At 69.6% G+C, this 13,673-nt stretch carries 11 protein-coding genes and 1 pseudogene; 9 read left to right on the top strand and 3 right to left on the bottom strand.

Translation table 11 applies throughout. The features are described from left to right. Positions 1-66: 66 nt before the first annotated feature. The 4 genes from AC1HFW_RS19360 to AC1HFW_RS19345 all read left to right on the top strand — a co-directional run bounded on the left by AC1HFW_RS19360 (position 67) and on the right by AC1HFW_RS19345 (position 3,774). Positions 67-756 (top strand): heavy metal response regulator transcription factor, encoded by a 690-nt coding sequence (locus tag AC1HFW_RS19360; protein WP_006392423.1) that lies wholly within the window; start codon positions 67-69, stop codon positions 754-756. Next, positions 756-2,096, top strand: a complete 1,341-nt coding sequence (locus AC1HFW_RS19355) for a heavy metal sensor histidine kinase (protein ID WP_241067292.1) — start codon at positions 756-758, stop codon at positions 2,094-2,096. Before AC1HFW_RS19360 ends, AC1HFW_RS19355 begins: the two co-directional genes overlap by 1 nt. A gap of 97 nt (positions 2,097-2,193) precedes the next feature. After that, a complete protein-coding gene (locus AC1HFW_RS19350; RefSeq protein ID WP_209440270.1) occupies positions 2,194-2,562 on the top strand; it encodes a hypothetical protein in 369 nt (122 codons plus the stop codon). 9 nt (positions 2,563-2,571) lie between these two features. Next, positions 2,572-3,774 carry a glycosyltransferase gene (locus AC1HFW_RS19345; protein ID WP_479284965.1) on the top strand — a complete coding sequence of 401 codons (1,203 nt, stop codon included), beginning with the start codon at positions 2,572-2,574 and terminating at the stop codon, positions 3,772-3,774. A 60-nt stretch (positions 3,775-3,834) separates the two neighbouring features. On the opposite strand, the gene AC1HFW_RS19340 is transcribed toward AC1HFW_RS19345, so the two are convergent. The 3 genes from AC1HFW_RS19340 to AC1HFW_RS19330 form a co-directional block, all read right to left on the bottom strand. Beyond that, on the bottom strand, positions 3,835-5,727 hold the full coding sequence (locus tag AC1HFW_RS19340) for a bifunctional metallophosphatase/5'-nucleotidase (protein ID WP_479284961.1): 1,893 nt from the start codon (positions 5,725-5,727) through the stop codon (positions 3,835-3,837). Between the two features lie 148 nt (positions 5,728-5,875). Further along, complete coding sequence (locus AC1HFW_RS19335) at positions 5,876-6,985, bottom strand: S-(hydroxymethyl)glutathione dehydrogenase/class III alcohol dehydrogenase (protein WP_006392429.1); 1,110 nt, start codon at positions 6,983-6,985, stop codon at positions 5,876-5,878. Positions 6,986-7,011: 26 nt separating this feature from the next. Next, complete coding sequence (locus AC1HFW_RS19330; RefSeq protein WP_006392430.1) at positions 7,012-7,302, bottom strand: metal/formaldehyde-sensitive transcriptional repressor; 291 nt, start codon at positions 7,300-7,302, stop codon at positions 7,012-7,014. Between the two features lie 134 nt (positions 7,303-7,436). Between AC1HFW_RS19330 and hutC the strand changes: the two are divergent. The 5 genes and pseudogenes from hutC (at position 7,437) to hutH (ending at position 13,668) form a co-directional block, all read left to right on the top strand. Further along, positions 7,437-8,180: pseudogene (hutC, locus tag AC1HFW_RS19325) on the top strand (histidine utilization repressor). Next, complete coding sequence (locus tag AC1HFW_RS19320) at positions 8,177-8,788, top strand: HutD/Ves family protein (RefSeq protein ID WP_479284958.1); 612 nt, start codon at positions 8,177-8,179, stop codon at positions 8,786-8,788. Before hutC ends, AC1HFW_RS19320 begins: the two are co-directional and overlap by 4 nt. Before the next feature lie 144 nt (positions 8,789-8,932). Then, entirely contained in the window at positions 8,933-10,624 is a 1,692-nt protein-coding gene (gene hutU, locus AC1HFW_RS19315; protein WP_479284956.1) for a urocanate hydratase, read from the top strand. A gap of 66 nt (positions 10,625-10,690) precedes the next feature. Continuing rightward, positions 10,691-12,109, top strand: coding sequence for a purine-cytosine permease family protein (locus tag AC1HFW_RS19310; RefSeq protein WP_116521505.1), 1,419 nt, complete (start codon positions 10,691-10,693; stop codon positions 12,107-12,109). Between the two features lie 29 nt (positions 12,110-12,138). After that, positions 12,139-13,668: a histidine ammonia-lyase gene (gene hutH, locus AC1HFW_RS19305; protein ID WP_061072686.1), complete on the top strand. Its 1,530-nt coding sequence runs from the start codon at positions 12,139-12,141 to the stop codon at positions 13,666-13,668. Positions 13,669-13,673: the final 5 nt, after the last annotated feature.

Below are 13,673 nucleotides of genomic sequence, written 5' to 3'. Positions count from 1 at the left end.
GTAGAATAGGTGGCACCGCGGGGTGGCACTGCGTCGTGGTTCGTCCCTTTCTCCATCCGGGGCCTCATGAAGATACTGGTCATTGAAGACGAAAAAAAACTCGCCGAGTACCTGCGCCGCGCGCTCACCGAGCACAGCTACGTGGTCGACGTGGCCATGGACGGCGTCAGCGGCCTGCACCTGGCGCGTGAAAGCCAGTACGACCTGGTGCTGCTGGACGTGATGCTGCCGGGCATGGACGGCTTTTCGGTGCTGCACGAGTTGCGCAAGACCGATCGGGTGCCCGTGCTGATGCTGACCGCCCGCGACAAGCTGGAAGACCGCGTGAAAGGCCTGCGCGACGGCGCCGACGATTACCTGGCCAAGCCGTTCGCGCTGTCCGAGCTGCTGGCGCGGGTATTGGCGCTGGGCCGCCGCAGCGGCCACAACGTGGCCGAGGCCGGCGGCCAGAACGTGTTGCGCATCGGCGACCTGGAACTCGACCTGCTGCGCCGGCGCGCCTATCGGGCCGGCACCCGGCTGGACCTGACCGCCAAGGAATTCACGCTGCTGGCCCTGCTGATGCGCAAGCAGGGCGAGGTGCTGTCGCGGCTGGAACTGGCCGAGCAGGTCTGGGACATCAACTTCAACAGCAACACCAATGTGGTCGAGGTGGCGGTGCGGCGCCTGCGCGGCAAGGTCGACGACCCGTTCGAGAAGAAGCTGCTGCACACCGTGCGCGGCATGGGCTACGTGCTGGAAGTGCGGGAAGACTGATGGCCGTCGCGCGGCCCCGTTCCTTGCGCCGCTGGCTCACGCGCTGGCTGGCGATCCTGACGTTCGCCGGCCTGGGGCTGGTGTGCGTGGCGGTGTACTGGGCCACCAATCGCAATCTCTCCATCCGCCAGGAAGCGCTGCTGGCGCAGAAGGTGGAAGTCATCAAGCATCTGGTCGAGGAAAACGCCGCCAAGGGCGACTCGGCCTCGCTGCGCCACAAGCTCGAGGATTTCTTCTACGGCCGTCCCGATTTCTCGCTGGCGCTGGAAATCGATGGCGCCAGGGTGGTGTACGGCGCGCCCGACGATGGCGATGCCGGGCATGACCGCCGTATCAGTTTCACTCTGCCGGTGCCGGGTTCGCCGGGCGGTTCGATGAACGCGGAGCTGGTGCTGGACATCACCTCCGACCTGCACCTGCGCGCGGCGCTGGCGTGGACACTGCTGGGCTGCGCGCTGGCCGGCGCCATCGTGGTGTCGGCGATCGGCACGCGGCTGGTGCGGCGCGCCCTGGCGCCGGTCGATGAACTCGGACGGCAGGCCGCCAGGCTGTCGCCCGACCGCATCGGCGAACGGCTGGACGAGAGTCACCAGGCCGAGGAAATCCGGCCGCTGGTGCATCAGTTCAACGCGGTCTTGCAGCGGCTGGAGCGCGCCTACGTGCAGATGGAAGGCTTCAATGCAGACGTGGCGCACGAGATGCGCACGCCGCTGGCGACCCTGATCGGCGAGACCGAGCTGGCGCTCAGCGCCAGGCGGCCCGAAGCGGTGCTGCGCGAGATCCTGGGGTCCAACCTGGAGGAACTGCAGCGGCTGTCCGGCATCGTCAACGACATGCTGTTCCTGTCGCAGGCCGATCGGGGCGCCCGCGCCCGCGGCAGCTGGACGCCGAGCCTGGCGCAGGTGGTGAGCGAGATCGCCGACTACCACGAGGCCGAGGCGATGGATGCGGGCGTGTCGTTCGCCGTGTCCGGCGAGGCGGCGGCGCAGGTGGACCGCCCGCTGTTGCAGCGCGCCGTGTCCAACCTGGTGTCCAACGCGGTGCGCTACGCCCATCGCGGCAGCCGCATCGACCTGCTGATCGACCGCGGCGAGCAAGGCGTGCGCATCGCGGTGCGCAACCATGGCGAGCCGATCGGCCAGGAGCATCTGCCGCGGCTGTTCTACCGCTTCTACCGCATGGACGCGGCGCGGCCGTTCGACGCCAATCACCATGGCCTGGGACTGGCCATCGTCGCCGCCATCGCGCGCATGCACGGCGGGCGTCCGTTCGCCTGCTCCGAGGGCGGCGTCACCACCATCGGCTTCTGGATCGCCGGCGGCCACATTACAGAAAACTAATTTTCCTGTTCGCGTCCTGTCGCGCCGCGCTTCCTAGACTGTTCCTGTTCATCGGCCGCGCCCATCGGCGGCGCGGGGTGGGCGCCAGGGAGCAGCGATGCAGCGATGGAAACAGGCGGCCGGATGCGTCGCGGTGGTGGCGGGACTGATGGCCGGATCGCAGGCGTCGGCGGCCCGGCCGGCGCCCGCCGGCGACGCGCCGGCGGCGGCGAACAGGGCGTGCGATCTGCCGGAGTCCGTGCGCGACGCCTTCGAGCGCCGGCAGGCGCAGGGACAGCTCACGCGCGCCGAGGTGCGCGCGCAGGTCGAGGTGTGGCGCGCCTCGGGCATGTCGCAGCTGTCGCGCGCGCGGCCCCTGCCGGACGTCTACAGCGAGCGCTACCGCCAGCACTACGCGACCTATGCGCGGATGCGCAATGGCCCGGAGTACGCCGCCGCCCTGTGCCAGGCGCTACGGGAGGATTGAGGGCGGGCGATGAAGATCCTGTACACCAACTTCCACCTGGGCGACGGCGGCGGCCACACCACCTACGTCATGTCGCTGGCGCGGGCGCTGGCCGGGCGCGCCGACGTCACGGTCGCCGCGCCGCGCGGCAGCCGCTTGCTTGACGAAGCGGCCGCCCTGCCCGGCGTGCGCACGGTCGCGCTGCAGTTCAAGGGCGCGCCGGCGCGGCAATGGCGCGCCTTGCGCCAGTTGCGCGCGCTGTTGCGGGCCGAGGCGTTCGACGTGATCCACGTCAACGGCTCGGCGGACCATCGCCTGTGCATGCTGGCGGCCGCCGGCCTGGGGCCGCCGCGGCCGTTCATCGTCTACACCCAGCACAATGGCCGCCATCCCCGCAGCCTGGGCGCGCGGCTGCGCGCCATGCTGGCGACCGATCGCGTCATCTGCGTCAGCCAGCATACCTTCGACGGCATGGGCCGGTCGGCCTTCCGCCCGCGGGACCTGCGGCTGGTGCGCAACGGCGTCGACACGGCGCGCTACCGCCCGGCGGCGCCCGGCGAGGCCGCCCGGGCGCGTGAGCAGTTGCTGCCGCCGGCGTTGCGCGACCGCCTGGTGGTTGGCAGCCACGCCGGCACGGCCAGCTACAAGAATTGGCTGGACATGGTGGCGGCCGTGGCCCTGCTGCCGCCGGCGCAGCGCGAACAGGTCGCGGTGCTGATCGCCGGCCTGCCGCCCTCGGCCGCCGATCTGCGGCGTGTCGAGGCGCTGGGCATGACCGGCGCGGTGGTGTTCACGGGCCTGCTGCGCGACGTGCGGCCGCTGCTGGCGGCGATGGACGTGGGCTTCGTGCTGTCGTCGCGCCTGGAGACGATTTCCTTTGCCTGCCGCGAGATGATGGCGGCGGGCAGGCCGGTCATCGTCAGCGACACCGGCGGCCTGGCCGAGAACGTCACGGAAGGCGGCAATGGCTGGATCGTGCCGGTGTCGGCGCCGCCGCGGGTGGCGGAGACGTTGGCGGAGATCCTGGAGAACCGCATCCTGCTCGATTGGATGGCGGCCGCCGCGCGGCGCCGGGCGGTGCGGGACTTTTCGCTGGAGGCCTTCGTGCGCGATACCGAGCGGATCTATGACGAAGCCGGCCAGCGCCGCGCGCCGCGACTGCGCTACAAGCTGATGTCGGCGGGAGTACTGGTGGGCGCGGCGGTGCAGAGCAGCGCCACCTGCCTGGGCTAGCGCCGGCGGGCGCGGGTCGCGGCGCCGGCCGCGCTTTGGCGAGGCGGCCGGCGGGTGCGCTTACTCGCTGTACGTCTTGGTGCTGTACTGGCTGATCGGCAGCGGGTTCAGCACCGGCAGGCCGGACACGGGATCCCTGGCCTGCTTGTCGATGTAGGCCTGCAGGACATCCGCATCGAGCACGCCGATGTCCTGGCGGCGCGCCGCCGGCACGTTGGCCAGGGTCTTGTAGCCATCGCCGCCGGCGGCGTTGAAGCTCAGGACGAACAGCTTGTAGGTGCGGTCCGGGTCCAGCGGCAGCCAGTTGCCGCTGGCGTTGTCACGCACCTCGATGTTCGACACGCGGCTGCCTTCGGCCAGCGCGGCGTTCACGTCCCAGCGCAATCCGCCCGCATAGGGGTACGGGCCGGTCGAACCGCCGGGGCCGTAGACCGCCTGCATGCCGTCCTCCAGCATGCGCTTGACCTCGGCGCCGCTGAGCTCGAGCCGCCATAGCAGGCTGCCGAACGGCACGACTTCGACGACCTTGGCCGCGGTCACCGGACCCAGCAGCGGCACGCGCACGCCGCCGCCGCTTTGCAGCGAGATGTCGGCGCCGCCATAGCGGGCATTGGCGATCTCCAGGTAGGCCTGCGCGACCCACTGCTGGATGTCGCCGCCGTGCCGGTCGACGTTGCCCAGGGCATTGCAGGCGACGCTGGAGCGGCCGTAGTCGCGCGAACCCGGACCGCCCGGCACGCGCCGCGAGCACAGTTCGCGCGGCACCGTCGCCACCACGCTCGCGCTGAAAGCGTCGACCCGGGCCTTGAAGGGCCGCAAGGCCTCCGTGGCGAGCGGGTCGGGCGCCTGCACCCGCAGGAAGCCGCTGGCGGCGATGTCGGCCAGCAGGGCGGCCCGGTCGGCGGGGCTGGGGGCCGCGCCGGCGATCGTGAAGGCATCGCCCAGCAGCACATGCGGGGTGCCGGAACAGGCGGTCACGTCGCCGTTGCCGTCGAAGCGGACCTTCAACTCGCCCACCACCTGCGAATATTCCCAGGCCTGCACCAGGCAGACGCGCTTGCCGTCCCTGTCGCGCAGTTCGGCGGGATACGGGCCGGCGGGCGCGCCGACGCCATAGGTCGACAGCGCCGGGGGGCCCAACAGTGTGTGCGAATCGCCGCCGACCACCACGTCCACCCCGCTCAGCCGCGCAATGATCTGCCGGTCGTAGTCATAGCCGATATGGCTGACCAGGACGATCTTGTTGACGCCCTGGCCGCGCAGCGCGTCGATTTGCCGCTGCGCGGCGGTGGCCTCGTCGGAGAATCGCGTGCCGGGGTCGGGGCTGGACGACTGCCGGGTCTTGTTGGCGATGGTCAGGCCGATCAGGCCGATGGGCTGGCCGGCGCGTTGCAGCACCACCGACGGCAGCACCATGCCGGGCGCGCGCGCGGGGTTCAGGACGGAATCGGCGCCGAAGGCGACGTTGGCGCTGAGCACGGGCGTCTGGCACCGGCCCGCGTGCAGCTGCTCGATGAAGCGCCGCAGGCCGCGGTCGCCCAGGTCGAATTCGTGGTTGCCGAGCGCCATGGCGTCGAAGCAGACCGTATTCATCAACGCGGTGTCGGCCTGCCCCGGTTCGCCGGCGCGGTTGAAGTACATGGTGCCGGTGGTGGCGTCGCCGGCATGCAGCATCAGCGCGTTGGGCGATTGCGCGGCCAGCGCCTTGAAGGCGGCGGCCACCCGGGGGAAGCCGCCGACCTGCACGCCGACGGAGACGCGTGCGCCGGCGGCGTTGCGCAGCCGCAGGTTCCCGGGACGCGCGTCCAGGTTGGAATGATGATCGTTGATGTGCAGGATCGTCAGTTCCATGGGCCGGCCCGCGGGCGTGCCGCCCACGGAACCGCCGCAGGCGGCCAGCAGCGCCAGCAGGCTCGACGCCGCCATGCCGGCGGGGATTCTCCATGGGGTCATTCGCGCGCGTCCGGGTGCCATCATGGGCGACATGGTCGCGGGCCAAGGCTACCGGCAGATGAACGCCGGGCACGGCCGGGCCGCCGTTACAAACGCCACGGGCCCGACGCTCGCGCGCCGGGCCCGTGGCCGTGGCAGTCGGGCGTGATCAGTAATGGATCACGGTGCGGATCGACTTGCCTTCATGCATCAGGTCGAAGGCCTCGTTGATGCGGTCCAGCGGCAGCGTGTGGGTCACGAACGGATCCAGGTCGATCTTGCCGCTCATCGCGTCCTCGACCATGCCGGGCAGCTGGGTGCGGCCCTTGACGCCGCCGAAGGCCGAGCCGCGCCACACGCGGCCGGTGACCAGCTGGAACGGACGCGTGCTGATTTCCTGGCCGGCGCCGGCCACGCCGATGATGATGCTCTCGCCCCAACCCTTGTGGCAGCATTCGAGCGCGGCGCGCATCACGTGCACGTTGCCGATGCACTCGAACGAGAAGTCGACGCCGCCGTCGGTGAGCTCGACGATCACTTCCTGGATCGGCTTGTCGTAGTCCTTGGGGTTGATGCAGTCGGTGGCGCCCATGGCGCTGGCCAGCACGAACTTGTTGGGATTGGTGTCGACCGCGATGATGCGGCCGGCCTTGGCCTGCACCGCGCCCTGGATCACCGCCAGGCCGATGCCGCCCAGGCCGAACACGGCCACGGTGTCGCCTTCCTTGACCTTGGCGGTATTGTGCACCGCGCCCAGGCCGGTGGTGACGCCGCAGCCCAGCAGGCAGACCTTCTCGTGCGGCGCGGCCGGGTTGATCTTGGCCAGCGAGATCTCGTTGACCACGGTGTATTCGCTGAAGGTCGAGCAGCCCATGTAGTGGTAGAGCGGCTTGCCGTCATAGCTGAAGCGCGAGGTGCCGTCGGGCATCACGCCCTTGCCCTGGGTGGCGCGCACCTTCTGGCACAGGTTGGTCTTGCCCGACAGGCAGAACTTGCACTCGCGGCACTCGGCCGTGTAGAGCGGGATGACGTGGTCGCCCGGCTTGAGCGAGGTCACGCCTTCGCCGACCTCGACCACCACGCCGGCGCCTTCATGGCCCAGCACGGCAGGGAACAGGCCTTCAGGGTCGTCGCCACTGAGGGTGAAGGCGTCGGTGTGACAGACGCCCGTGTGGGTGATCTGCACCAGCACTTCGCCGCGCTGCGGCGGCGCGACGTCGATTTCAACGATTTCCAGCGGCTTGCCGGGTCCGAATGCGACTGCTGCGCGTGATTTCATAGCTTTGCTCCACGAGGTCGATGGCGTTATTTCAGATAGGAACGGACGATGCGCATGATCTGATCGATTTCCGCTTCGGGTTCGATCGTGGCGCCGGGTCGTCCGCCCTGGGCGGATTGGAGGAACGTCTCCCGGAGGTGGCTTTCCAGCACTTCGGCCATCAGGCCGGTGGCCGCGCCGCGCAGGGCGGCCAGCTGTTGCAGCAGCGCGCCGCATTCCGTGCCTTCGTTGACGGCGCGCTCCAGCGCCAGCGCCTGGCCCTGGATGCGGCGCAGGCGCGTGGTGACGCGCTTTTTCTCTGCGGGGGAATGGGGCACGGCGGGCTCCGGTAGATACAGGGGGGGAGTATACGCAGCCAGGGCCCCCGCGTCCAGCGCGGGTCGCCTGTCTGTACATGTCTAGTGGCCCCTATAATCGGTTTTCGTCCAACGGCACGACAACAGGATATTCCGTGGCTTCCAATCCGCCCAGCCTGCCGGCCCAGGCCAACACCCTGCCCGCGCCGCTTTATGCGCAACTCAAGCAGATGATCGCCCAGCAGATCCGCAGCGGCGCGTGGCCGGCGCATTACCGCGTGCCCTCGGAAAGCGAGCTGGTTCAGGAGCTCGGTTATTCCCGCATGACCATCAATCGCGCGCTGCGCGAGCTGACCGCCGAGGGCCTGCTGGTGCGCATGCAGGGCGTGGGCACGTTCGTGGCCCAGCCCAAGACGCGTTCGGCGCTGTTCTCGGTCAACAACATCGCCGACGAGATCGTGGCCCGCGGCCATCGCCACCACAGCCGCGTGGTGCGGCTGGTCGAGGAAGCGGCCGGCAGCGAACAGGCCATCGCGCTCGATATCCGCGAAGGCCAGCCGGTGTTCCATTCGCTCATCGTGCACTTCGAGGACGACGTGCCGATCCAGCTCGAAGACCGCTACGTCAACGTGCGGCTGGCGCCCGACTACCTGAAGCAGGACTTCACCCGGCACACGCCCTATGAATACCTGACGCGGGTGGCGCCGCTGACCGAGGGCGAACATGTGGTCGAGGCCATCGTCGCCAAGCCGCGCGAATGCCAGCTGCTGCAGATCGAGCGCAACGAACCCTGCCTGCTGATCCGCCGGCGCACCTGGTCGGGCTAGCGCGCCGTCACCCTGGCACGCCTGATCCACCCCGGCTCGCGCCATCGCCTGGAAGGAAAATTCTCCACATGACTTCGCCAGACGTGCGCCTGTACCGGGCACAGGACTATCCCCGCATGCCGTGGCGCAATGGCGGCGGCACCACCCAGGAGGTGGCGTGCAATGCCGGCGGCAGCAGCAGCGCGTTCACCTGGCGCCTGTCGATCGCCGACGTGGCGCAGGACGGCGGCTTTTCCGCGTTCAGCGGGTTGCAGCGCGTCATCACCGTCCTGGAAGGCGCGGGCATTGCGCTGACCGTCGACGGCCACGCCCAGGCGCCGCTGCGGGCGCGCCAGGCCTATGCGTTCTCGGGCGACGCGCGGGTTGATTGCCGGCTGCTCGATGGCCCCATCCGCGATTTCAACCTGATCTACTCGCCGCGCCATCACCACGCGCGGCTGCAATGGATCGGCGGCGCGCGCGACTGGACTTTCCACAGCGCGGCCAGCACCGTGCTGCTGTTCAATGCCGGCGACGCGCTCAACGTGCGGCGCGACGGCCAGTCGCTGCCGGCGCCGGCGCGCTACGACTGCCTGCACGTGGACAACGCGGCCGGCTCGGGCGGCCTGGCGGAATACCGCCTGGAATCGGCCACGACCCTTGATGCCTGCCTGATCGAACTGCAGCCGCGCCAGGGCTGACGCCGCCGTGCGGCGCCCGCCGAGCGCGGCGTCGTACGGGAAATCCCCTATCCGGAAGACGTCCAATCAACTTGTATATACAAGCATAGGCATCCTATGATTCGGGCAACAGGCCGCGCATCGCCCCGCGCCGCGCCATCGATCATGGAGACTGCCTTGGAACAATCGAACCGATACCGCGATGTCGAGATCCGCGCGCCGCGCGGCAACCAGCTCACCGCCAAGAGCTGGCTGACCGAAGCGCCGCTGCGCATGCTGATGAACAACCTCGATCCGGACGTGGCCGAGAACCCCAAGGAACTGGTGGTCTACGGCGGCATCGGCCGCGCCGCGCGCGACTGGGACTGCTACGACCAGATCGTCGAGACGCTCAAGCGGCTGGAGGACGACGAAACCCTGCTGGTGCAGTCGGGCAAGCCGGTGGGCGTGTTCAAGACCCACGCCAACGCGCCGCGCGTGCTGATCGCCAATTCCAACCTGGTGCCGCACTGGGCCACCTGGGAACATTTCAACGAGCTCGACGCCAAGGGCCTGGCCATGTACGGCCAGATGACCGCCGGCAGCTGGATCTACATCGGCAGCCAGGGCATCGTGCAGGGCACCTACGAGACCTTCGTCGAGGCGGGCCGCCAGCACTACGGCGGCAAGCTGGCCGGCCGCTGGGTGCTGACCGCCGGCCTGGGCGGCATGGGCGGCGCGCAGCCGCTGGCGGCGACGCTGGCCGGCGCCTGCTCGCTGACGATCGAATGCCAGCAGGCCAGCATCGATTTCCGCCTGCGCACCCGCTATGTCGATGAACAGGCGGCCGACCTGGATGACGCGCTGGCCCGCATCGCCCGCTACACCCAGGAAGGCCGCGCGGTGTCGGTGGCGCTGTGCGGCAACGCCGCCGAGGTGCTGCCCGAGCTGGTGCGGCGCGGCGTGCGCCCGGACATGGTGACCGACCAGACCAGCGCCCACGATCCGCTCAACGGCTACCTGCCGGCCGGCTGGACCTGGGCCGAATACCGCGAATGCGCCAAGCGCGAGCCGGCCGCCGTGGTCAAGGCCGCCAAGCAGTCGATGGCGGTGCACGTTGAAGCCATGCTGGCGTTCCAGCGGCAGGGCGTGCCGACGTTCGACTACGGCAACAACATCCGCCAGATGGCCAAGGAGGAAGGCGTCGCCAACGCCTTCGATTTCCCGGGCTTCGTGCCCGCCTACATCCGTCCGCTGTTCTGCCGCGGCGTGGGACCGTTCCGCTGGGCCGCGCTGTCGGGCGATCCGCAGGACATCTACAAGACGGACGCCAAGGTCAAGGAACTGATCCCCGACGACGCCCACCTGCATCGCTGGCTCGACATGGCGCGCGAGCGCATCCGCTTCCAGGGCCTGCCGGCGCGCATCTGCTGGGTCGGCCTGGGACAGCGCGCCAAGCTGGGCCTGGCGTTCAACGAGATGGTGCGCAGCGGCGAGCTGTCGGCGCCGGTGGTGATCGGCCGCGACCATCTGGATTCCGGCTCCGTCGCCAGCCCCAACCGCGAAACCGAGGCCATGCGCGACGGTTCCGACGCGGTGTCCGACTGGCCGCTGCTCAACGCCCTGCTGAACACGGCGGGCGGCGCCACCTGGGTGTCGCTGCATCACGGCGGCGGCGTCGGCATGGGCTTCTCGCAGCACGCCGGCATGGTGATCGTGTGCGACGGCACCGATGCCGCGGCCGAGCGTATCGCGCGCGTGCTGACCAACGATCCGGGCACCGGCGTGATGCGCCATGCCGACGCAGGCTATGACGCCGCGGTCGATTGCGCCCGCGAGCAGGGCCTGGACCTGCCCATGGTCAACGCCCGACGCTGATCCGGGCCCGGCGGCCACGGCACAACACCCGGGCGCCGCCGCGCGGCGCCCGCTAGGAGACAACGCATGGAGCAGGACAGCGGGTCGCACAACGGGGCGCTGATCGAGCGGCGCTCGATCGACTTCATTCCGGAAACCGAACGCCACGGCAGGCTCTACAGCCAGTTCACGCTGTGGCTGGGCGCCAATCTGCAGATCACCGCCATCGTCACCGGCGCGCTGGCGGTGGTGCTGGGCGGCGATGTGTTCTGGTCGCTGATCGGGCTGTTGCTCGGCCAGGTCTTCGGCGGCGCCGTCATGGCGCTGCACGCGGCCCAGGGGCCCAAGCTGGGCCTGCCGCAGATGATTTCCAGCCGCGTGCAGTTCGGCGTCTACGGCGCGGCCATTCCGATCGTGCTGGTGTGCCTGATGTACCTGGGGTTCACGGCCACCGGCACCGTGCTGTCGGGGCAGGCCATCGGCCAGCTGCTGGGCGTCAGCGACAGCGCCGGCATCCTGTTGTTCGCCGCGGTCATCGTGCTGGTCACGGTGTTCGGCTACCGCATGATCCACATCATCGGGCGGGTCGCCAGCGTGCTGGGGCTGATCGCGTTCGTCTACCTGTTCAGCCGCGTGATCGCGCTGGGCGACGTCGGCCAGTTGCTGCAGATCCGCCATTTCAGCTGGACCTCGTTCCTGCTGGCGGTGTCGCTGGCCGCCTCGTGGCAGATCGCCTATGGCCCGTACGTGGCGGACTACTCGCGTTACCTGCCCAGCCGCACCTCGTCGTTCAAGACCTTCCTGGCGGTGGGCCTGGGGTCGGTCGTGGGCGCGCAGATCGCCATGACCCTGGGCGTGCTGGCGGCCGCCATGGCGGCCGGGCAATTCGCCGGCCGCGAAGTGGCCTACATCGTCGGCCTGGGCGGCGCCGGCGCCACCGCGGCGCTGCTGTACTTCAGCATCGCCTTCGGCAAGGTCACCATCTCGACGTTGAACTCGTACGGCAGCTTCATGTGCATCGCCACCATCATCAGCGGCTTTCGCGGCCATGTGGAGATCTCGCGGCGCCAGCGGCTGGTGTTCGTGCTGCTGATCGTCGGCGCGGCCACCTGTGTGGCGCTGGTGGGCCAGCACTCGTTCCTGAACGCGTTCAAGTCGTTCATCCTGTTCCTGCTGGCCTTCTTCACGCCCTGGAGCGCCGTCAACCTGGTGGACTACTACTTCATCAACCGCGAGCGCTACGATGTAGCGGCACTGTCGGATCCGGACGGCCGCTATGGCCGCTGGAACTGGCCCGGCATCCTGGTGTACGTGTTCGGGGTGCTGGTGCAGATGCCCTTCATCTCGACCAAGCTCTATACCGGCCCGATGGTCGCGCGCCTGGGTGGCGTGGACATCTCGTGGATCATCGGCCTGATCGTGCCCGGCCTGCTCTATTACGTGTTCGCCCGCCGCGGGCAGGCGCCCGCGCCCCACCCGGCCCGGCGCGGACACGACATCGCATGACATCGAATATCCATCCTGGAGAATAAGAAATGGATCTGCACCTGAACCCCGGCCACCTGACCCTGGCGCAACTGCGCCAGGTGTACCAGCACGCGGGCCGCGTGACGCTGGACCCGGCCGCCTACGGCCCGATCGACGCCAGCGTCGCCTGCGTCGAGCGCATCATCGCCGAGGGCCGCACCGCCTACGGCATCAACACCGGCTTTGGCCTGCTGGCCTCCACCAAGATCGCGCGCGAGGACCTGCAGGCGCTGCAGAGTTCGCTGGTGCTGTCGCACGCGGCCGGCGTGGGCGAGCCGCTGGACGACGCCATGGTGCGGCTCATCATGGTGCTCAAGATCAACAGCCTGGCGCGCGGCCGCTCGGGCATCCGCCGCAAGGTCATCGACAGCCTGATCGCGCTGGTCAATGCCGGCGTCTATCCGCACATCCCGCTCAAGGGCTCGGTGGGCGCCTCGGGCGACCTGGCGCCGCTGGCGCACATGTCGCTGCTGTTGCTGGGCGAAAGCCGCGCGCGTTGCGACGGCGAGTGGCTGCCGGCCAAGGCCGCGCTGGCCCGCGCCGGCCTGGAGCCGCTGACGCTGGCCGCCAAGGAAGGCCTGGCCCTGCTGAACGGCACCCAGGTGTCGACGGCCTATGCGCTGCGCGGCCTGTTCGAGACCGAGGACCTGCTGGCCGCCGGCCTGGTCTGCGGCAGCCTGAGCGTGGAAGCGATGCTCGGGTCGCGCGTGCCGTTCGATGCCCGCATCCACGAGGCGCGCGGCCAGCCCGGCCAGATCGACGTGGCCGCCGTCTACCGCGACCTGCTGACCGAAGACAGCGAGGTCGGCCATTCGCACGTCGATTGCGACAAGGTCCAGGACCCCTACTCGCTGCGCTGCCAGCCGCAGGTGATGGGCGCCTGCCTGACGCAGATCCGCCACGTGGCGCAGGTGCTGGAGATCGAGGCCAACGCCGTGTCCGACAACCCGCTGGTGTTCGCCGAACAGGGCGACGTGCTGTCGGGCGGCAACTTCCACGCCGAGCCGGTGGCGCTGGTGGCCGACAACCTGGCCCTGGCGCTGGCCGAGATCGGCGCGCTGTCCGAACGCCGCATCTCGCTGATGATGGACAAGCACATGTCGCAGCTGCCGCCGTTCCTGGTGAGCAATGGCGGCGTCAATTCGGGCTTCATGATCGCGCAGGTCACGGCGGCCGCGCTGGCCAGCGACAACAAGGCGCTGGCGCATCCGGCCAGCGTCGACAGCCTGCCGACCTCGGCCAACCAGGAAGACCATGTGTCGATGGCGCCCAACGCCGGCAAGCGGCTCTGGCCGATGGCCGACAACGTGCGCGACATCCTGGCGATCGAGTGGCTGGGCGCCTGCCAGGGGCTGGACTTCCGCGCCGGGCTGAAGACCTCGCCCAAGCTGGAGCGCGCGCGCGGCCTGCTGCGCGAGAAGGTCGCGCACTACGAGAAGGACCGCTTCTTCGCGCCCGACATCGAGGCCGCCAGCCAATTGATCGCCGGCCGCCACCTGAACGCGCTGGTGCCGGCGGGCCTGCTGCCCAGCCTGTGAGCGCG

The sequence above is a fragment of the Achromobacter sp. ISS7 genome, from assembly GCF_056523125.1.
This window is presented reverse-complemented; position numbering and strand designations above follow the sequence as displayed.

Coding starts and splice junctions, on each gene's coding strand:
- AC1HFW_RS19320 (WP_479284958.1), top strand. CDS start 8,177: ATGACTTCGCCAGACGTGCGCCTGTACCGGGCACAGGACTATCCCCGC.
- AC1HFW_RS19350 (WP_209440270.1), top strand. CDS start 2,194: ATGCAGCGATGGAAACAGGCGGCCGGATGCGTCGCGGTGGTGGCGGGA.
- hutU (WP_479284956.1), top strand. CDS start 8,933: ATGGAGACTGCCTTGGAACAATCGAACCGATACCGCGATGTCGAGATC.
- AC1HFW_RS19360 (WP_006392423.1), top strand. CDS start 67: ATGAAGATACTGGTCATTGAAGACGAAAAAAAACTCGCCGAGTACCTG.
- AC1HFW_RS19355 (WP_241067292.1), top strand. CDS start 756: ATGGCCGTCGCGCGGCCCCGTTCCTTGCGCCGCTGGCTCACGCGCTGG.
- AC1HFW_RS19345 (WP_479284965.1), top strand. CDS start 2,572: ATGAAGATCCTGTACACCAACTTCCACCTGGGCGACGGCGGCGGCCAC.
- AC1HFW_RS19310 (WP_116521505.1), top strand. CDS start 10,691: ATGGAGCAGGACAGCGGGTCGCACAACGGGGCGCTGATCGAGCGGCGC.
- hutH (WP_061072686.1), top strand. CDS start 12,139: ATGGATCTGCACCTGAACCCCGGCCACCTGACCCTGGCGCAACTGCGC.
- AC1HFW_RS19335 (WP_006392429.1), bottom strand. CDS start 6,985: ATGAAATCACGCGCAGCAGTCGCATTCGGACCCGGCAAGCCGCTGGAA.
- AC1HFW_RS19340 (WP_479284961.1), bottom strand. CDS start 5,727: ATGACCCCATGGAGAATCCCCGCCGGCATGGCGGCGTCGAGCCTGCTG.